The sequence below is a fragment of the Rahnella sp. CG8 genome (assembly GCF_023701875.1).
Classification (GTDB): Bacteria; Pseudomonadota; Gammaproteobacteria; order Enterobacterales; family Enterobacteriaceae; genus Rahnella; species Rahnella aceris.
This window is the reverse complement of sequence record NZ_JABAED010000032.1, coordinates 1-16,920: the sequence shown is the minus strand read 5'-3', so window position 1 is coordinate 16,920 and position 16,920 is coordinate 1. Positions and strand designations below refer to the sequence as shown.

The following is a 16,920-nucleotide window of genomic DNA, read 5'->3' as shown; positions in this document are numbered from 1 at the left end:
AAGGTCCTTACAGATAAGCGCAGTTACGCTTTCGCCACAGGAGGTAGCCGAAGTTCTTTTTGGATGTCGGGGCGTTATGTACCGAGCCCCACAGCTGCGTGGTCGTGCCAAAGGGGTGGCAGTCGCTGGCTTCGGGATACATGTTGACCATCTGATATCGCCAGCGGGATTTCGGGATAATCGGGGACGGATACTCGTAGCACACCGCCACGTCCGCCCCGACCGTCTCCATCACGAGTCCCTCCCGGTGCAGTTTGAACGCCATCCGTTCACTGACCAGCACCGACGCCTCAAGCGGCGAAAACTCGTTGCTGGTGTAGCCCGTGAAGGGGTACATCGACCCCTGCGCACCGGCACACCAGAACAGCGGGTCCAGCGGCACACCGGCTGTGGAGGCAATCGAGTCGGCGGCGCAGGCCCCCTGTGCCAGCAGGTTAGAGAACAGGCTCACTTCCGGGTTGATGATCATCGACAGCGTGCTGTCATTCCACAGCGGGTCAACCTCGGAAAGGTAAGCAATATCCATGTCGCCGGTCTGCATGCAGCCGGTGCTGGTGATGATATTCAGCCAGTAAATCAGCGGATATTTATACCAGTGCACATGGTAGAACGCGCCGGGTGAAGGCTTGTCACTCTGCCCGCCGGTGCCGGTACCTGTCCGCCCCAGGTCAATTTTAAACCCGCCCATATTGACCATCACGCCAGGTTCGCGCGTCACGTCCGTAAGGGCAACGGGTTCCCAAAAGCCGATGGCCAGCCCCAGGCGGTAAAAAATGCCGTAAGGGCACAGCTGGATAGGCGATGCCGGATTGGGGGTGTCCGGGTGCGAACCGGAAGCCAGCTGAATGCTACCGAGCGTCATGGGAAACAGGCATTTCCAGCAGACATCACTGATAGGGTTCACCCAGCGGCCGTCTCCGGCGTTCGTACTGGCCGCCTGTGCCGGCATGCTCAGAAAGGTCATCCAGATTAAGGTAAGGCAGAGAATGAGCTTGCGCATTCGTCCTCCGGTTCCCTGACAACCGGCATAACCTTCCAGCCCAGCCGTTCACAACTGTCGATAAGCTGGATAAGAAACTTCGGTGCCCGCCCGGACTGCATCTGAAAACAGATATCGTCTTCAATGTTCGAACCCAGCACGGTCAGAAATTCCTGACGCGCTCTTTCGACTTCACGGGCCATTGCATCAATGGTACTGCCAGACAACAGCGGCGCTATGCCGGTTTCCCGGTCTGACAACGTGTAGCCTGCCCGCTGCAGACTGCGCAGAAAGGCAGAGAAAATGGCGTCAAAATAGGCTTCGTTCATCTGCGCATGTAAGGCTTTACCCGTAATGGCGGCCGGATACCTGAACAGCTTCGATGTATTGCCTTCGTCACGGGGAGCATCGTCCTGACGGGGCATGGGTTTTCCAACAAAATCATTCTTCCCGACAGCTTTGTACCAAAAAAACAAGTAAAGGCAGAGGAGTAATAACAGCAGCCACAATATTTCGTCGCGTGTGAGTGATTCAATAAATGCAAATAATCTCATCGTTATTCAACCTTCTGATAAGGTGCGAAAGAGGCCACGTATAATCCGCGCTGACGCAATCGCCTGAGCATCCGGTGCACCTTCTGTGCACTTTCACCGGCAGCGATCTCCATCCGGATTTGCGCAATTTTCTCTTCGGGTTTGATGTGGGCGGGCAGTGTGCCAATCCAGGTGTCAAGCAGCAGGTTAGCCAGCTGTGTGAGCACGATTTCAGGCACAGGGATTTCCAGCCGGGGATTGGTACTCAGAAAAAGCCCGTGGTCTTTAAGCAGGTGCTCCAAATCGAGGGCCGCCGCCAGGTAAAGCGCCTCTTCCTGCCCGCCGATACCCGCCCCGCCTTCATGCCGACCGATAACGCACGTCAGCAACGGCTTTAGCCATGATTTAATCGGGTTCACAGTGTTGGACTTTCCATTCACACGCTCCTTTCTTTAGACAGCGGCCCGTGACGCTGGAGTACCGTGCGAATATCGTGCTCATTCAGTGACGCCAGGATGAGCGAGGTGCGAAGCTCAGCGCTCAGGGCCAGCAGCGTCTGCAGAGCCGCGCGGATAACCACCGATTCGGTGTAAAGCGGGTGCTCTTCGGTCATGGCCCGCAGGCCGTTTTTATCGGTATCGCCCAGCCGCACGGTGGTGGCAAAGCGTTTGATGTTATCCGCTTCGTGATTGTCTTTAACGCAGTGATTCATTTCAGTGCCACCTCCTCGACCTTGAGCGTCCTGTCGTCGCGGCTGATACGTACCGGCGTATGCTCGAAGCCAAATTTTGTTGTCAGGGTGCCGTACTGGTCGAAGTACACCGGTTCATCCAGCGCATTGCTGCTGTCCCGGATATTGCCGTTCACCAGAATAACTTTGAAATTAACCTGCCCGGCCAGCTGCTGTTTCACCCACTTCATCTGCGCGGGGTTGTCGCCGTCAATGAAGTACAGGGTTTCGCTAAACGGCACTTTATCCAGCGGATTGACCTGGTCACCGGCACGGGCGATCACGTTACCGCGCATATCGCGGATAGTTTCACGCACGGTAAACGTCGGGTCATAGTGCAGCGTGCGGTCAGCTTTCGCCGGGGTCAGGCCCGCCACCGGTTCGGGGCGAACGGCGTGGGCTTTCACCCTGGCTTCGGCTTCGCGCTGGATCCTGTCCATCTCACCGCTGTCTTTCATGCCCTGCAGGCGCTGACCGATAAAATCCAGCAGGTCAGGCTCGGCTATCGGAAACAAATGACCCATAGTGCCGAGATTTTTTGCCCCTGCTGACAGGCTAAATAAGCCTGCCAGCAGGCAGATAACCCACCGTGATGTCATGGTGCCTCCTGCATGCGGTGGGCAATGTCCGCCTGGATCTGAGGCGTGATGTCCAATACGGGCATCACCACCGCCGGCGGCACCAGGATCAGGTCACCGTGCGCCTGCTGCCAGTCATTCAGGCTGGCTTTAAGCGCCTGATCAAACCGGGTGGTCAACACCCGTGCGCTGTTCTCATCCAGCTGCTTTTTAGCCGACTGCTGCATAAACAGATCGATAGTGCCCTTCATGTCAAAAACCACCGTCCGGCGCTGAAATTGTTGAGCGACCAGTGCGCTGATACAGGCACACACCGTGACCAGCAGCAGTGCCACCGCCCCAGCCCGCACGAATTTCTTGTTGAAAAAACCGGCCTTACTGGCCGGTGTGATGCTGATGCCCTGCCTGACGTTTTGCGCGTCGATATCGGTTTCATTCACGGTTGATTTCCTCGGTTTCTTTCACACGCAACCCTGCCCAAATTTCCAGCTCGCGGATTTCGTCCTGATACATGTCGGGTTCAGAGGCCAGCAGGTAGGCCGCCTCTTCACTGGTGGCCCCCGCATCCTGCGCCTCGCTCATGTACTGGAAATCCTGCCCGCGCGTACTGAACATCGCCCGCGTGACCGGATCGACGAAAACGCGATGGAAGGAACTGTTTTCCCCGGTCGAAATCATCACCGAACTGAAGCCCGTTTCTTTCGCCGGCTGGAAGCCGCGAATGACCTGCGTTTCCAGCTCGGTAAATTGGTCAGGGTTGGCATTGAGGTAGGTTTTAAAGGCTTTGGCATCCTGCAACAGCGTCACCTTCGTCCCGCTACAATCCCAGGCTGCGGCCGCCGCCGGCGGTGCGGCCTGGTCTTTGGTACCGGTGAAGTCCTTAATCCCCTGCGTGATGGTGATGAAGGCCCCACGGTGGCGACGCACCGTCCGGTAGCCGGTTTCGATAAAGCGTGCAGCATGCGGGTTAGAGCCGCTGAACAGACGCCAGGCTTCGTCGATAATGGCCACTTTTTTCAGGTCACGCGGCGAGTGGTACATTTTTTCCTGTATGGCCAGAATGAGCGAATACAGGATGGCGGACAGCAGGTGTGGCTGGTTTTCCAGGCTCAGCAGCTCCAGCACGGCAAAGCGTGTTTCGCCATCGAGCGTCGGATTGTCGGAGTTGAAGTATTCTCCGTTCGCCCCCCAGGTACACCAGCGGTCGAGCAGCAGAACCAGCTCGTTAATACGGTCACGGATGGTCGGCTGGGATTCGTAAGTGGTCGTGACTTCTCGCGAAATCATGTACGCCACCACGTCATCAATACGGGCTTTGTTCGCTTTCGCTTCCCAGGCCGCAACTACGCCTTTAAGCAGAATGGTTTCGCTGACCTTATCCAGCGGCTCGTTAGGGCTGGCCAGTACGGTCAGCAGGCCAGTGATGCCTTCTGCCGATTCTTTAATGTCCACCACGTTAGCAAAGGGATTAAAGCGCAGGGTGGCACCGTCCAGGTATTTCCCGCCGGCTTGTTTACAGAAGTTTTTGTAGCTCGCCCCCATGTCGATAACCCAGGCGAAGCCGTGGGAGTTCAGCACCTGCCGAAGGATTTCCTGAATAAAGAAGCTTTTGCCGGCACCAGTGGTCCCCGTCACCGCAATGTTGTAGTTAGTGCTGCCACTGGTTTCGCTGAACATATCGAAAAATGCCAGCTGGTTGCGGTAGGTCGGCAACGGGCTGCCTATCGGTGACATTTGCCGCTCAGCCACCACTGGCATCAGGTTGACGGCGTTAAAGCTTTTACAGCGCAGCGTCGAACCCATTACCACCATGTCTTCCCACAGCCCCTCCTGCATCATGAAGGGGAAGGAGCTGATCCAGTTTCGCAACTGCTGAAAGCGCGGGGCGGAGATTTCCAGATCATTTTTGCGAAAGACGTTGATGGCCGCCAGTTCACACGACTGTTGTTCGCTGGAGTCATCCGGCGTGAACAGGGTCAGGTTCAGCGAGAAATTGCACATGGCAATTTCGTTACTGGCCAGCCCCTGCCGCAGGTCTCGCCATTCCTCATACGCCCGCTGGGTGCCGGGGAAAAGCTTGGCGTAGGATGTACCGGCTTTCTTACCCAGGTCCTGCTCTTTACGAAACGCGTCGTTCTGGCTTTTTACCTGATCTTCCACGGATACCGTCCAGCTGAGGATGAACGGACAGGGAATACCCAGATCGGGAAAACGCATGTTCTGCAGATTGTCTGACGCCTGCCAGAGCGCAAACCTCGCCGGGGCTTTAGTCAGTTGCATATTCACAATACGGGTGCTGGCGACGGCGGTATCGCGGCTGTCTCCGAGGATTCGGTCCTCCGGCTGACGCGCGGTGGTAAGCCGCAGATAGCCCGGACGCACTTCCATTTCGGTACTGTGATCGACGCACTGGCGGTGCAGTTCCTGGTCGGTGTTCCAGTGATCGGGACTGCGGGTCACCTGTCCCGGCCGGTAGTTAAGCTGTTCCCGCATGATCGACAGAAATTCCGGGGCACCAACGCGGCGGGTTTCCATATGGGCCGCCATCAGCGAGACGCGCAGCGTCTCCCGCAGTTGCACAACGGCGTCCATCGCCCGGATACCGCCTCGCCCTGAGCGGGCATACACCAGAAACACGCGGTAGTTACGCAGATAAAGCGGGTATTCCCGGTCATTACTGAGTCCCTTCAGGGCCGCCCGCTCCCAATAGGCTTTGGTGATGGCATTAAGCGGTTTCGCCATGCTGCCTTTCCACATGTCCTTACTGAGACCATTGTCGAGCATCTCACCCACACACTTGCTGGCCACCATCAGCACGGTCACCGGCGTTTTGCGGGGCATTTTTTTGCGCAACAGGTCATCGAGCGCCTGCACCACCTGCTGATTGGCCCCGGCCAGCGGAGCCACTTCCATGATGAAACCGATGGAGCGGCTGTTGATAAAGAGTTCGGTTTTTTCATCATACATTCGGTAGGGCAACAGACTGGTGATGGACGGATATCTCAGGCTTTGCTGCAACATGTCGGCCGCCGTCTTTGCTCCGCCTTCATCTTTACTGCCGGCAAAAATGTTAGCCAGCTGGTCTAACCAGGAATCGCTCATGACGCCCCCATTTTTTCAATGCGTTGTGGATAACAAAGAGGATGCGGGGATGACGCAGGCACGGGCTGCGCGTCAATAAATTCGGGCGTTAATTTCCGCTTCATTGACCTCATTCCCCTTCACTGATCACGCGAAAATCGGCATCCCAGCGGGATTTATTCTTCACGAACTCGACCACGGCGGGCTGATGGAAGCTGTCTTGTTCATCCACCCAGGGGGCGATCCACAGACGCTGCGTGGCATCGGGAATACGACGTGCGTCCACCTGTCCCGGACCGGCATAGTCAGTTGGCGTGATGGGCCGGATTGACGACAGCGCGCTTGAACTACTGCCGGTCACCGGGATCGTTGACGCCCGCAGCATGGCGTCGTTATTGGATACTGGCGTGCCGGCTATCGGCCGGGGGGCCAGACCGGCAACGCTGATGGGGCGGTCGGGCGACACGTTCGGTTTGATGTTTGTTGTGGGAGCCAGTGACTCAGCGGCAGGCTTTGGGGCGGTCTGCGCCGCCGCCGTCAGGTCGTCCAGGCTTTTGCCTTTGGCCGCCAGGTGACTGGCGTCTGACATGGACAGGCATTGGTCAGTGGCCGTCTTGTTGCAGTCGAAATCGGAATTCATACCGGCGCAGCCGGTCAGCATGCCGCATAGCAGCACGGCAGGAAGGACTTTGAACATGGTGTTTACTCCGGATGCGGCGATGCCGCCTTTAGTGAAAGAAAAAGTAGTGGGGTGTCAGGAAGGTGGTGCGACAACAGGGTGTATTGTTATCCGTGTATGGCAATGGCAACCTGCGGCCATATCACGAGCGTAAAACCCAATGAATAGACCGGCGTCAGGAGACGCACGGCGTACCGGAAACGGGGATAACGGCTGACAAACATCTCTTCAAACGGCAAAGAAATTGCGATGGGGAAAAGACTGAGCATGACAGCCATCGTGGTTTCTCTCGGCGCCCACTGACCGGCATCGAGCCGCACATAAAAGAGAAAATCGGTCAGGCCGATCAGGATCAGGCTGAATAAAGCAGGTCGCCAGTCGTGAAACAGGCAAAAAATGAAAACTGAAAGGCCACCAGCAACGGCACAGGCAATGAAACCAGGAAGCGGCGGTAACCGGTCGGATAGCGTGGCACAGCCATTGAGTGCGGCACACAATAATATGCAGCCGGAAAATGTTTGCATGAGAAGGTTGCCCGTGACCGGCCAGACCTACTGGCCTGATATTAAATGGGAAAAAGGGACAGAGTGCGGGATTAACGGGTAGTCAGGGGTGTTGCGGTATCGAGTTCACCAAATGTTTCCTGGTAACGACGCAGCTGGCGGCGCAGCGTATACATTTCCGTTTCTGCCCGTTTCGATGCTTCACGCAGGCCATTTACTTCGCTGGCCAGCCGCGACTTTTCCCTGACCGCTTTTCGGACGACCTTTTTAGCGCCTTCTGGATCAGCAAATTTCGCCAATGCATAAGCCAGCATATCCAGTTCAAAACGCAGGTCTGCCGGATGTTGCCAGAACGGCGACAACTGGTGACCCAGATACCCGCATGCGAGACAGCCACAAATATGACCGGCTTTCACCCTGACATGTCCGCGTGTGTTCACCCACAGCAGTCCCCAACGGTCGGGAAGATCATCAAGGTCGATTAAACCTTCCGGACAAATGTAATACCGGTAAGTGCCCATGCCCGTTATCTCGCCACTGCGGTGGGGTTTTGCCCGGTCAGCCAGAAAATCAGAGCGGCTGACCTTGGACTCCACCACCACCGAACCGCCGTCAAACCCCCACCGGTACGCAAAGACATCTGCTCGCTCACCACCGTATAGCCCGCCCACCTCCGTTAATGCCACCTGACAGCCGGGGCCGTTACCGCTCGCAGGCCGCTTACACCACTTCGCCGCAATCGCGTTCAGTTCGTCATGGTTCATACGCCATAAACCTCGTATAACTTTGCCGCCAGTCCCCCCGTTAACACGCAGCAGGCTTCTATCAAAAAAAGTGCGTTGATATCGTCAGCGTTTAATGCCGGGAGACGCCAGGCCACGATGATCCAAAAGGTAAAACCCAACACGAGGGGGAACCCAAGTGCAGCCAGAATGATTTTTCCGTTGAAAGATTTTCGTCTGCCGGCGAAGAAAACACTGACAAGATAAATACCCCCCAAAAGCAGCGTGCACCGCCATATGCTCCATTCTGCCCGTATATGCGCGAACTGATTGATAGCGGCCCATCCGCCAAAATAGGCGATAAACGCCAGGACAAGAATGGCAAAGGGCCACCGGTTGTGTTTACTCAGCATCATCATGTTCTCCTCGATATTCCGAAGGGCAGGCTTCCGGCCCACTGACTGGCTGCGTCGCGTTCCCGGCGTCAGCATCAGACTGGCCGTGCTCAAGTTTTTCAATGTCACTGAACAGTGCCGACAACTCACAGGATGACGCTTTGCGCTTCCAGGCCTGGCGGTAACGCACTTTTAATGCGCCGAGCCGGATACGTTGTTCCCGATTTTTCACCACGTTCCCCCCTTTTTATGCCGCTGCTCCCCGCCCCAACACCCGGACACGCAACGTTTCCGGTGCCCGACGCCCGCTGACCGGCACCCGTACAACCTGATTCATCAGCGTCAGCATCAGCATGGCTCGCCTGGCTCCGTTGGGTTCGTCCCAAACGGCTTCCAGCCCTTCAAACACCCCGCTGAGCACCTCCACCCGGTCACCGTGCACCGGCATCGTCGGTGCAGGTGACAGGCAGTCATGGGTTTTCAGCCGCTCCACTACCTCATCGGGCACCACTGATGGCATGCCGCCAAAACTGATTAAGGACGACACCCCCCTTGTGCTTTTGATGGTGGTGGTGTGAATAACCTCCGGATCAAAACGCACGAAGATGTAACCGGGGAAAAGTGCCTGAGGTGACACCGTTTTAATCAGCGGGCTGCCGAGTAACATGGGGGTGATGACTTGTGCCGTATAAAGCGGCAGGAAACATGTCACCCCCTGATTGTCCAAATGCTGTTGTGCGCGTTTTTCCTGTGCATACTGCGTCTGTGCAACGTACCAGTGTTCCATATCCCTTCCCCCTGTCAGTTAATGGTATCGCCCAGCTTCAGCTGGCTCGCCTGACGCAACACTTCATCAGGATTGAGGACGGCGGCGCGGGTGACGTTATTCACCTGCGCGGAGGCATTACCGGCCACCTGCTGCACGTTATTTTGCGCGTCACCTTTTTTGTCTTTATCCGCTTGAATGTCTTCAATGGTTTCCAGACGGAAGCCCTGCTGGAAGACCACGATCACGCTGTTGCCCGCGCCGATATCAATCACCGGGTGATACTGCTCAGCCCGTTTTATCCAGTACTGGCTGAGCGTGTCAGCCGCCTTGCTGGCACCGCCGCCAATCCCCTGCTTAAACACGTCGCCGGCACCCACTGACGCCGTAGCCCCCAGTCCGACTGACGGCGTGGCGGCTGACTTGATGCCTTCCCCGAAGCCAGAGAGCAGCCCTGCCATACCGGCGTAGCCGATGATCTGACCGTTACGCATCACCGGCTTGCCGCGAATACCCTGCTTGCCCTGATAGGCCACGTGTCCGTCAAACGGCATGTCGATATGCTTGCCGTTTTTCAGGATGCAGCTGATGTTTTTGGTTCTGACCTCACCGCGTTCGCTGGAGATGTCCCCCCAGATTTCGCCGGTGACGCGGCACTGGTCCATGTTGTAAGTTTTACCGTTGGGCATAGAGACATCACCAATCAGGGTGATGACCACGGGAGAGGTGTTCTGCTGACCGGTCACGCTGGCGTTGGCATCCGCCCCTTCAATCATTACCGCTTCCGAGAAGGAGCCGGACGGTATCCACGGCAGTTTGGTTTTCCTGGCCTGCAGTGAGGTATAGCTGAAGGTTTTACTGGTCATGCCCCCCAGATGGCCCGAGCCGGTGCCAGGGTAAAAACCGGCACCCTGTCCCTGACCTTGCCCCGGATAAAACTGACTGCCCTGCCCGCCCCCCGGCCCCCGGTTGGGGTCGGTGACGTTCCACTGCGCGGGGCTGGCCGGGCCGGTAGCAACCGGGCCGTTTGTGCCTGCACCGGGTCCGTTGGCTGGCCCGGATGGCGGTGCGCCGGGCACGGGCGCAGAAGGCGGCTGACTTTGCAGCTTACTCATGGCGTCCATGATTTTAGAAAGCTGTTGCTTGAGGGCTTCGTTTTGCTGCTGCTGGTCGGTTTTGAGCTGGTTCACGCTGCTTTCCAGCGCCGAGGTTTTGTTTTGCTGCTGGGCCAGCGCCGCCGTGGCCAGGTTGTCGGTAAAGGAGCTGGTGACCACGCCGCCGGTCATATCGACAGCTTTGGGTTTGGTCGGGTTCTTCAGCGCTGTCTGATGGTGGGCATACGCCCATATCCCGCCCCCGACGCCGAGGGCCACCGCGACACACACGCCGGTCATGACCCACTGCTTGCGGCGGGTCGTGGTGTTGATGTTGCTCATACCCCGCCCTCCGTTGCCGTGGAGAAGATAACCCACACGTACCCTTCACCGCCGGCGTAAAGGTTATGGGTGGACAACATCACGGCACGGACACCCTTCTGCCAGAACTGTTTCTCTGACAGCGATCGCGTGATGTAGCCGGTGTTTTTCATGCGATAGCGCATGACCAGCAGGTGCGAGCCGACCAGCTGGCGTTCAGGGGTCAGCAGGACGCCCGGCATCGGATTGTAGGCAGGTCCGCGCGCCGCTTTGGCTTCGGTATAGCTGTCAGGCACGCCGCCGTTCACCACCGTGCGGGCCATGCTCACCAGCGTTTTCTCCCAAGGCTGGCTTTCCTCCCAGGCTTTTGCATCCGGGTTGGCCTTAAGCGGTGCTGAGGCGGGGATAAGGTGCAGCGTATGTCCGCTGCCCGGCTTTGGCGTCACGTCCAGAGAGGCGCCGATACCGCTGGCCGTTTCCAGAAAGAGCGTGAAGTTCTGGCCGGTCAGCGGCGTGATAAGCAGTGCCCCGTCTTCGGTGTTTTCCTGGGTAAAGGCCCCGTCGGGGCCGGTGACGCGGGTGATAAGCTCACCCTCAATGACAATTTTGTTCGGGCTGGTATTGCTCAGCTGCGCTTTCAGGTGCGCATCGTTTTCAAATACGGTGCCCGCCGGGCCGCTGATGTCGGCCATCGCAGCCGGAGTGAGGCAGAGGCCGGCGACGAGCGCGGCAAGAAGTCGTGCTTTCATGCGGTTATCCCTGATGCTGTTTTGACACGGGTTGAGAGGGCTGCACTTCGGGGAAGGCGGTCAGACGGATGATGCCGTCCACATATTTCACGTTGAGCCGGTAGGCTTTATGCACATCGGGGATGTCTAACTTCAGGCTGCCGTTAGAGGTGCTGGCAGAGAGCGTACCGCTGACGATGATGTCACCGGTCGCAGGGTCGAACGCCTCATCCTCGATGCGAAACACCGTGGAAATGCCGTTCTTCTTGATGTAATCCGCCTCGACGGCCAGAGCTTTTTTCAGCTCAGAGCGGGCTTCGGGCGGTACCCAGCGCAACAGGGCGGCGTGCTGACTGTCAACGGTGTCAGGCGTCACGCTCAGGCGTAAGTTAACAAACGAGCGCACCAGCATGTTGTTCAGGTTGGCATCCCCCTGCGACGCATCGGAGGTGAATGACCGGTCAAATAACATCGGGGTGGTGATGGTTTTTGGCGTGGTCGCAAAGTGCCAGGCCATTGCGCCGGTGATGCAGGTACCCACCAGGCTCAGAGCAAGGAGCGAACCGAGTGACGCCAGCGCCAGCATCGTCACCCGGTTTCGCGTTTCTTTCACTTGATACTTCATCGTTTCTTCCTTCGGGCAGGGAAAAGGCGCCACCCGAAAGTGGCGCACACGCTACTGCATCCAGTGACGGTTGCCTGAATCAGGCACCCGCCTGAACTGCACCCGGAAAAGCACCGTTGGCAGATACCAGTAAAGAAGGTTTAAGAGCCACCATGAGCCCTGGCCTTTTTTAAGATGTCGGATAAGCAGCCACAGAACGGCACCCACGCACAGCATCACGATAAAAATGTCGCAGAAGAACCCCGTCACCCCGCAGGCTAAAAGCACAAAAGCTTCCTCGGGTGGCAGTCCGGCAACGCGTTTTTGCTGATTGAGAGTTTCCGGGAATCGATATTTCAACGAGTCCTGGTCCATAGAAGGAATTAATTAATGAGGGCGAAGAAAGCGCGGGTGATAAGGATGAGCATAATAAGGCCAGCAAATACCATCGGGTTACGGGTTTTAATAAAACCGGTCACCGACACGATAATTTCCGCCACGTATAACACCCACTCCACCGTCGAGCCGTGACCAAAAGTATCATTGGCATCCGCTTTTTGCGTGGCCATTAAATCTGTTGCGTGAACCAGGTGAGGAGAAATAACGACCGCAAGGACCAATGCAAAGAAAATAAGATTTCGCCGGGCGGCGGGAGGCTGCGAAATAACGGGTTTAATACGGTGAGAATAAAAAGCACTAAAGTAAAATGGGAGGTTGCCGATACCCCCCTTCTGGAGATTATGTCCCCCTTCAGGCAAAGCTACCGCTACCCCTTCCGTAATACCGGAATCGGTCATCACTGATTTCATTATGAAAACCTCGATTTAAGTAATAAAAATGTCAGCGTGCGTAAACAGACGTAACGCCCGCCTATCTTACATTGAGTCAAAAAAAAAAAAACTGTGACACATGTCACAGTTTTTTCAGTTTCTAAGATATTTCTTACCATCCACCGGTAGTAGGCTCACACTCTCATTTCCTGTGTTATTTCAATCAGGCACAAAAATATGAAAGTAAAAGAGAAGATATACGAACGGCGCGGCCGTCCGAGAAAGTATACGATGGGCGAAGTGCGTTACCGCGTACTCTGGGCGCCTGAAAATCTGCTACTGGAGTTGCGCATTGCCGCCCGCGTTCGCGGGGTAAGCATGAACGATGAGGTGGTAGGCCGGCTGATTCAGTCGCTGGATTTCACCCCGAAAAAACCCATTATTAAAACCGAGGAGGGAGAGCGATTATTAGCCCTGGCCCGTTTGTTTGATGAATTTATTCAGGCGCACCTGGATATGCTGCGGGAAAAATATGCTCAGGAAGCAACGGTGGTGGATGATAAGCGGCAGTTTGTGGCCGGTAAAATGCGACGTTTCAGCAGCAGTTTTCCTGTGAATTTAAAAAAGGACATGGAAATCAGCGCGCGGTTTAATCAGCGCAGTATGAATCAGGAAATCGTTCAGCGCCTGCTAGGGTCACTCAATTATTTCACTGAGCAGCAGTTGCCCGAAAATGAGGAAATAAAACGACTGCGTTCGCTGGCGATGCTGTTCGATGAATTCATTGTGTCGAAGGTGGCGGTGGCGGAGAACCCGTTAACGAATAAGTAAAATAACGAATCAGGATCTTAGTTATCCTGACAAGATATGCCGGGCAACCAGCCCGGCATAAACTTCACTCTTCTGCAATAAAATGTTTTGACTCTGACCTGTCTTCGGCAGCGCTCATACCGGAGAGGTTTCTGTCGAGCAGTTCCTCCAGTTTTTCATTCCCGCTCTCACCGCGCAACTGCAAATAAATTTCTGACATCATGGCCATCATAATGCTGATACCTTCACGGCTGCCGGAAACTTTCCGCATTAAATCCCGGTCAAACCCTTCCTGGTCAAAGCTATTTCCTTCTCCCTGGTGTTTTTTCACCATCAGCCCGATGTTAACCAGTTCATTGACCACGGAGGAAAAGTTCACCTCGCCGTGCGTGGCACCGTTTTGCAACTCAATCTGCACCAGTTCCAACACTTCCCTTTCGGTTTTTTCTTTGAAATAAATATTGCGTCTGGCCATCTCTTTTTCCTTTGTGTCCGGCAGGGGTTTATTGCCGGTGATGTTCGCGTTATTTCCCGATGTATTAGCAATCGTATGGGTGAGATAAAGCGAGAGGTGTTATTCTGTTGGTGGCGATTATTCTGCCGAAACTCAGTGTGTGTCAATACGGCACTGCAAATTAACATTGTCCGTTTTGGTTGGGGTGTGTTAATCCGGCACCGTGGAAGAATTTCATGTGTGTCAATCAGGCGCTGCATTCCGCTTTGGGGTGTGTTAATCCAGCACTACGCGGTATTTTGATGTGTGTTAATCAGGCACTATGTCGTAAATAAGAGTGTGTGGATTAAGCACCACGCATCATTTTGAACTATTTAATTTATTGATATTTAACAAAACACACCATTACCACACCATACAGTGCTGGTTAGGGTGCCGGATTGACACACTATCAGGCACTGTAAACACACACAATATGGCACTGAGCTAGCACACAATACGGCACCTCACCAACACACCATTCAGCACTGCAAAGTGTGCTAATTAGCACACACTTTCCGGGATACTTGTAAAAATACATTAAAAATAACGGTTAACGCTATGAATTACAAAAACAAAGCCGCAAGATGAAATCTTGCGTGGGGTGTGATGTAAGTTGTAAGAAAAAGCGGCCTGGTGAAATATCCCTATTCTGTTGATTTATTTAATTCCGTGGTGACATCAGAAGGCGTTCGCAGAGCGCCCTGTGCGCGTCTGTAACTAATTATCTTGCATCGGGAAAGGTGAAAGCGTATTTTCGCCAGAAATCACGCCGCGCTTATCCGGCGCATTCCTGGGGAATATAAAATAATGAAATGGTATGCTCTGCTTACGCTGGCGGCGGTGTTTTCTGCCCAGGCCAGCCCGGAAATGTGTTTTAACAAGGCGGGACGCGATTACGGTATTGATCCGCTTTTACTGACCGCAATTTCAATAAAAGAGTCGCGGCTCAGAATGGACGCCATTAATGATCGTAACCGTAATAAAACAGAAGATGTCTGCGGCATGCAGGTTAACAGTTCACATTATGCGGCGCTGCGAAAATTTGATATTACCCGTGAACGGTTACTGAAAGAACCCTGTACGTGTATTTACACCGGCGCCTGGGTACTCGCGCACAATTTCCGGGCTTACGGTAAAAACTGGGACAGCGTCGGGATGTATAACACCGGTCCATCACCGAAGCTCATCGTGCAGCGACGGGCCTACGCAACCGCTATTAAAAATATATATCGCATCCTGCTGGCCACACAAATGATTCAAAATAAACAAATCATCCAGCGTGACGAAAATCCGCTTCTGGTCAGGTCATCGGCATCCGTAAATACAGACACAAAAGAAAATAATCAATAATGGAATTGTGAGGCATTCGTATACGTTTTCTGATTTTATGGCACGGGAAGGGAAATTATTCTGGGGGAGTATCGGGTAATGATGGGAAATATCCGGCGCTTTTCGATTGCGCCGGACAGATAAACCGCTACCATTCAAAAACATCGTACCCGTCAAGAGTATCAGCGTCCGGGTCAAAACAGATCATCCCTATTTGATGTTGTTTGCGCAGACAAAACACCAACTTCCTCACGGGCTTTGAAATCCCCATTTCTTTTAATTTCAATACCGGATACCGGTATTCACGCAGCATTAAAAGATAGCCATAGCCGGTGTCAAATACCCAGGGGAATTTTTCGTTAACGTATTGCGATAAAATTTCCCCATCGCCCGGCGTTATATGTGCCGTGCTGCATGTCATGCCGTGAATCTTTTCCATACTGTTGACCTTATGCACAGGGAGAGCGAACACTCTCCCTAATGTAAATGCAAAATGTTACGCCTTCATTTTTTTAAACTGCTCGGCAATCATCCACAGCGCCCGGTTTAATTTCACGTCGCCGTCAATACCGTTAATCGCGCGCGTCGTGGTGCGCTTTCCTTTTTCGTTGCGACCGGTTAAGCCGCCCTTAATCATATTTTCCTGCACCCGCTGAAAGGTCACCCACAAATCATTTTGGCAGTCTTCTCTGCGTCGTGGCATTAATACACTCGCCGGGGTAACGGGGATTTTTTTATCCTCTTCCCCGTAGCGATACATGAGCGCCGCCTGGGCAAACAGGTCTTGTTCGTCCCGGTTGAGGGGAATATCTTTCATGATGTTCATGTGCTCATCGACCTTGTCAAAGATGCCGAGCACCTCATAGGCTCCCTCGATCACCTGTCCGGTGACGTCGCCTTTGTGGGGGACACGCACCTCGCCAAAATCCTCGCCGCACACCATGCCGTTCGCACAAACAAAGCGGAAAATTCCCGGCAGCATCTGGTAGCTGCTGCTGCCGTCATGCGAATTAAGCAGGACGATTTCCGGCACTTCGCTGCCGGTGATTTGGCGCTCGCGGCGCAGCCGCAGCATGTGTTTGGTGTGGCCCTTCCGGGCCTCATCCCGGACGCGGGTCTGACAGGCAAAGAATGGCTGAAAGCCTTCTTTGCGCAGGCTGTCGAGCAGCTGAATGGTCGGAATATAGGTATAACGGTCACTGCGGGAGCCGTGTTTTTCTTCTGAAAACACGCTCGGGACGACGCTGGCCAGCTCGTCATTGGTCAGCGGACGGTCGCGGCGGATCTGATTTTTGGCACCAAAGCGGGACGCTAAACGCATAATATTATCCTCGATGTTGATCATGTTGTTGGGTCAGGTGTGAGTCATGAAAAGCGCGCCGGGCAGCTGACGTTCACCGCCCGACAAAGACGCTATTCCTCTTCAAACAGTTCATTGCGCAGGTCGCAATAGGCGTTTGCGGTGCGAACCAGTTCTTCATCCGTCAAGGTCAGCCCCTGTTTTTCCGCCGCGTGTAAAAAGATGAGATGATCTTTCTCCGGCAGGCGTTTCAGGTGCGCGACGGCGCTGGAAATCAGGGTGTACTCATAGATTTCGGCGTGCAGGCCGCAGCCCTGATGGGCTTTTTCACTCAGGCGGGAAATGACCGCATCGGCGCGGATCACATCAAAAGGATGAGAAGACGAAACATCCGTAATAAAGCCGTCCATGCGCAGGGACGTGCTTTTCGCCCCCCATCTTTCGGAAGATTCAGGAGCGGCGGTCTTGACGTTTTGTGTGTGCATTCTTCAGGTCTCCTTCG

24 protein-coding genes are annotated in these 16,920 nt (G+C 54.7%); 2 read left to right on the top strand and 22 right to left on the bottom strand.

The window, feature by feature from the left end; genetic code table 11:
• Window positions 1–7: 7 nt before the first annotated feature.
• The 18 genes from traU to HGO41_RS21915 all read right to left on the bottom strand — a co-directional run bounded on the left by traU (window position 8) and on the right by HGO41_RS21915 (window position 12,522).
• The gene (gene traU / locus HGO41_RS22000; protein WP_421589587.1) at window positions 8–1,000 is read right to left on the bottom strand and encodes a conjugal transfer pilus assembly protein TraU; all 993 of its coding nucleotides are present in this window, start codon (window positions 998–1,000) and stop codon (window positions 8–10) included.
• On the bottom strand, window positions 970–1,404 hold the full coding sequence (locus HGO41_RS21995) for a hypothetical protein (RefSeq protein WP_250981448.1): 435 nt from the start codon (window positions 1,402–1,404) through the stop codon (window positions 970–972). The genes traU and HGO41_RS21995 overlap by 31 nt, the downstream gene beginning before the upstream one ends.
• 131 nt (window positions 1,405–1,535) lie before the next feature.
• Window positions 1,536–1,952 carry a hypothetical protein gene (locus HGO41_RS21990; RefSeq protein ID WP_250981447.1) on the bottom strand — a complete coding sequence of 139 codons (417 nt, stop codon included), beginning with the start codon at window positions 1,950–1,952 and terminating at the stop codon, window positions 1,536–1,538.
• Window positions 1,949–2,224 carry a hypothetical protein gene (locus tag HGO41_RS21985; RefSeq protein ID WP_250981446.1) on the bottom strand — a complete coding sequence of 92 codons (276 nt, stop codon included), beginning with the start codon at window positions 2,222–2,224 and terminating at the stop codon, window positions 1,949–1,951. Before HGO41_RS21985 ends, HGO41_RS21990 begins: the two co-directional genes overlap by 4 nt.
• Window positions 2,221–2,841 carry a type-F conjugative transfer system protein TraW gene (gene traW / locus HGO41_RS21980; protein WP_250981445.1) on the bottom strand — a complete coding sequence of 207 codons (621 nt, stop codon included), beginning with the start codon at window positions 2,839–2,841 and terminating at the stop codon, window positions 2,221–2,223. Before traW ends, HGO41_RS21985 begins: the two co-directional genes overlap by 4 nt.
• Window positions 2,838–3,260, bottom strand: coding sequence for a type-F conjugative transfer system protein TrbI (gene trbI / locus HGO41_RS21975; RefSeq protein ID WP_250981444.1), 423 nt, complete (start codon window positions 3,258–3,260; stop codon window positions 2,838–2,840). The genes traW and trbI overlap by 4 nt, the downstream gene beginning before the upstream one ends.
• Window positions 3,253–5,922, bottom strand: a complete 2,670-nt coding sequence (gene traC / locus HGO41_RS21970) for a type IV secretion system protein TraC (RefSeq protein ID WP_250981443.1) — start codon at window positions 5,920–5,922, stop codon at window positions 3,253–3,255. The genes trbI and traC overlap by 8 nt, the downstream gene beginning before the upstream one ends.
• A gap of 109 nt (window positions 5,923–6,031) precedes the next feature.
• Window positions 6,032–6,598 (bottom strand): type IV conjugative transfer system lipoprotein TraV, encoded by a 567-nt coding sequence (gene traV / locus HGO41_RS21965; RefSeq protein ID WP_250981442.1) that lies wholly within the window; start codon window positions 6,596–6,598, stop codon window positions 6,032–6,034.
• 89 nt (window positions 6,599–6,687) lie between these two features.
• Window positions 6,688–7,104: a hypothetical protein gene (locus HGO41_RS21960; protein ID WP_250981441.1), complete on the bottom strand. Its 417-nt coding sequence runs from the start codon at window positions 7,102–7,104 to the stop codon at window positions 6,688–6,690.
• Window positions 7,105–7,175: 71 nt separating this feature from the next.
• Entirely contained in the window at window positions 7,176–7,847 is a 672-nt protein-coding gene (locus tag HGO41_RS21955) for an adenylosuccinate synthase (protein ID WP_250981440.1), read from the bottom strand.
• Window positions 7,844–8,224 carry a hypothetical protein gene (locus tag HGO41_RS21950; RefSeq protein ID WP_250981439.1) on the bottom strand — a complete coding sequence of 127 codons (381 nt, stop codon included), beginning with the start codon at window positions 8,222–8,224 and terminating at the stop codon, window positions 7,844–7,846. The genes HGO41_RS21955 and HGO41_RS21950 overlap by 4 nt, the downstream gene beginning before the upstream one ends.
• Window positions 8,208–8,435 (bottom strand): hypothetical protein, encoded by a 228-nt coding sequence (locus tag HGO41_RS21945; protein ID WP_250981438.1) that lies wholly within the window; start codon window positions 8,433–8,435, stop codon window positions 8,208–8,210. Before HGO41_RS21945 ends, HGO41_RS21950 begins: the two co-directional genes overlap by 17 nt.
• Window positions 8,436–8,447: 12 nt before the next feature.
• Window positions 8,448–8,987 carry a transcription/translation regulatory transformer protein RfaH gene (rfaH, locus tag HGO41_RS21940; protein ID WP_213053029.1) on the bottom strand — a complete coding sequence of 180 codons (540 nt, stop codon included), beginning with the start codon at window positions 8,985–8,987 and terminating at the stop codon, window positions 8,448–8,450.
• A gap of 14 nt (window positions 8,988–9,001) precedes the next feature.
• The gene (gene traB, locus HGO41_RS21935) at window positions 9,002–10,402 is read right to left on the bottom strand and encodes an F-type conjugal transfer pilus assembly protein TraB (RefSeq protein ID WP_250981437.1); all 1,401 of its coding nucleotides are present in this window, start codon (window positions 10,400–10,402) and stop codon (window positions 9,002–9,004) included.
• Window positions 10,399–11,130, bottom strand: a complete 732-nt coding sequence (traK, locus tag HGO41_RS21930) for an F-type conjugal transfer protein TraK (RefSeq protein ID WP_250981436.1) — start codon at window positions 11,128–11,130, stop codon at window positions 10,399–10,401. The genes traB and traK overlap by 4 nt, the downstream gene beginning before the upstream one ends.
• A 4-nt stretch (window positions 11,131–11,134) precedes the next feature.
• Window positions 11,135–11,734 (bottom strand): TraE/TraK family type IV conjugative transfer system protein, encoded by a 600-nt coding sequence (locus tag HGO41_RS21925; RefSeq protein WP_250981435.1) that lies wholly within the window; start codon window positions 11,732–11,734, stop codon window positions 11,135–11,137.
• Window positions 11,735–11,785: 51 nt separating this feature from the next.
• A complete protein-coding gene (gene traL, locus HGO41_RS21920) occupies window positions 11,786–12,088 on the bottom strand; it encodes a type IV conjugative transfer system protein TraL (protein ID WP_037035618.1) in 303 nt (100 codons plus the stop codon).
• An 8-nt stretch (window positions 12,089–12,096) separates the two neighbouring features.
• Window positions 12,097–12,522 (bottom strand): type IV conjugative transfer system pilin TraA, encoded by a 426-nt coding sequence (locus HGO41_RS21915; protein ID WP_250981434.1) that lies wholly within the window; start codon window positions 12,520–12,522, stop codon window positions 12,097–12,099.
• 198 nt (window positions 12,523–12,720) lie between these two features.
• Here HGO41_RS21915 and HGO41_RS21910 point away from each other — a divergent pair, with 198 nt between their 5' ends.
• Complete coding sequence (locus HGO41_RS21910) at window positions 12,721–13,314, top strand: Arc family DNA-binding protein (RefSeq protein ID WP_250981433.1); 594 nt, start codon at window positions 12,721–12,723, stop codon at window positions 13,312–13,314.
• A 64-nt stretch (window positions 13,315–13,378) separates the two neighbouring features.
• On the opposite strand, the gene HGO41_RS21905 is transcribed toward HGO41_RS21910, so the two are convergent.
• Window positions 13,379–13,768, bottom strand: a complete 390-nt coding sequence (locus tag HGO41_RS21905; RefSeq protein ID WP_250981432.1) for a relaxosome protein TraM — start codon at window positions 13,766–13,768, stop codon at window positions 13,379–13,381.
• Window positions 13,769–14,596: 828 nt separating this feature from the next.
• Here HGO41_RS21905 and HGO41_RS21900 point away from each other — a divergent pair.
• Window positions 14,597–15,139, top strand: a complete 543-nt coding sequence (locus HGO41_RS21900) for a lytic transglycosylase domain-containing protein (RefSeq protein ID WP_250981431.1) — start codon at window positions 14,597–14,599, stop codon at window positions 15,137–15,139.
• 127 nt (window positions 15,140–15,266) lie between these two features.
• On the opposite strand, the gene HGO41_RS21895 is transcribed toward HGO41_RS21900, so the two are convergent.
• The 3 genes from HGO41_RS21895 to HGO41_RS21885 all read right to left on the bottom strand — a co-directional run bounded on the left by HGO41_RS21895 (window position 15,267) and on the right by HGO41_RS21885 (window position 16,903).
• Window positions 15,267–15,557, bottom strand: a complete 291-nt coding sequence (locus HGO41_RS21895; RefSeq protein WP_250981430.1) for a DUF5983 family protein — start codon at window positions 15,555–15,557, stop codon at window positions 15,267–15,269.
• A 57-nt stretch (window positions 15,558–15,614) separates the two neighbouring features.
• A complete protein-coding gene (locus HGO41_RS21890) occupies window positions 15,615–16,439 on the bottom strand; it encodes a DUF932 domain-containing protein (RefSeq protein ID WP_250981470.1) in 825 nt (274 codons plus the stop codon).
• 92 nt (window positions 16,440–16,531) lie between these two features.
• Entirely contained in the window at window positions 16,532–16,903 is a 372-nt protein-coding gene (locus HGO41_RS21885) for a hypothetical protein (protein WP_250981429.1), read from the bottom strand.
• Between the last annotated feature and the right edge of the window lie 17 nt (window positions 16,904–16,920).

Coding starts and splice junctions, on each gene's coding strand:
- traU (WP_421589587.1), bottom strand. CDS start 1,000: ATGCGCAAGCTCATTCTCTGCCTTACCTTAATCTGGATGACCTTTCTG.
- HGO41_RS21995 (WP_250981448.1), bottom strand. CDS start 1,404: ATGCCCCGTCAGGACGATGCTCCCCGTGACGAAGGCAATACATCGAAG.
- HGO41_RS21985 (WP_250981446.1), bottom strand. CDS start 2,224: ATGAATCACTGCGTTAAAGACAATCACGAAGCGGATAACATCAAACGC.
- traW (WP_250981445.1), bottom strand. CDS start 2,841: ATGACATCACGGTGGGTTATCTGCCTGCTGGCAGGCTTATTTAGCCTG.
- traC (WP_250981443.1), bottom strand. CDS start 5,922: ATGAGCGATTCCTGGTTAGACCAGCTGGCTAACATTTTTGCCGGCAGT.
- traV (WP_250981442.1), bottom strand. CDS start 6,598: ATGTTCAAAGTCCTTCCTGCCGTGCTGCTATGCGGCATGCTGACCGGC.
- HGO41_RS21960 (WP_250981441.1), bottom strand. CDS start 7,104: ATGCAAACATTTTCCGGCTGCATATTATTGTGTGCCGCACTCAATGGC.
- HGO41_RS21955 (WP_250981440.1), bottom strand. CDS start 7,847: ATGAACCATGACGAACTGAACGCGATTGCGGCGAAGTGGTGTAAGCGG.
- HGO41_RS21950 (WP_250981439.1), bottom strand. CDS start 8,224: ATGATGATGCTGAGTAAACACAACCGGTGGCCCTTTGCCATTCTTGTC.
- rfaH (WP_213053029.1), bottom strand. CDS start 8,987: ATGGAACACTGGTACGTTGCACAGACGCAGTATGCACAGGAAAAACGC.
- traB (WP_250981437.1), bottom strand. CDS start 10,402: ATGAGCAACATCAACACCACGACCCGCCGCAAGCAGTGGGTCATGACC.
- traK (WP_250981436.1), bottom strand. CDS start 11,130: ATGAAAGCACGACTTCTTGCCGCGCTCGTCGCCGGCCTCTGCCTCACT.
- HGO41_RS21925 (WP_250981435.1), bottom strand. CDS start 11,734: ATGAAGTATCAAGTGAAAGAAACGCGAAACCGGGTGACGATGCTGGCG.
- traL (WP_037035618.1), bottom strand. CDS start 12,088: ATGGACCAGGACTCGTTGAAATATCGATTCCCGGAAACTCTCAATCAG.
- HGO41_RS21915 (WP_250981434.1), bottom strand. CDS start 12,522: ATGAAATCAGTGATGACCGATTCCGGTATTACGGAAGGGGTAGCGGTA.
- HGO41_RS21910 (WP_250981433.1), top strand. CDS start 12,721: ATGAAAGTAAAAGAGAAGATATACGAACGGCGCGGCCGTCCGAGAAAG.
- HGO41_RS21905 (WP_250981432.1), bottom strand. CDS start 13,768: ATGGCCAGACGCAATATTTATTTCAAAGAAAAAACCGAAAGGGAAGTG.
- HGO41_RS21900 (WP_250981431.1), top strand. CDS start 14,597: ATGAAATGGTATGCTCTGCTTACGCTGGCGGCGGTGTTTTCTGCCCAG.
- HGO41_RS21895 (WP_250981430.1), bottom strand. CDS start 15,557: ATGGAAAAGATTCACGGCATGACATGCAGCACGGCACATATAACGCCG.
- HGO41_RS21890 (WP_250981470.1), bottom strand. CDS start 16,439: ATGCGTTTAGCGTCCCGCTTTGGTGCCAAAAATCAGATCCGCCGCGAC.
- HGO41_RS21885 (WP_250981429.1), bottom strand. CDS start 16,903: ATGCACACACAAAACGTCAAGACCGCCGCTCCTGAATCTTCCGAAAGA.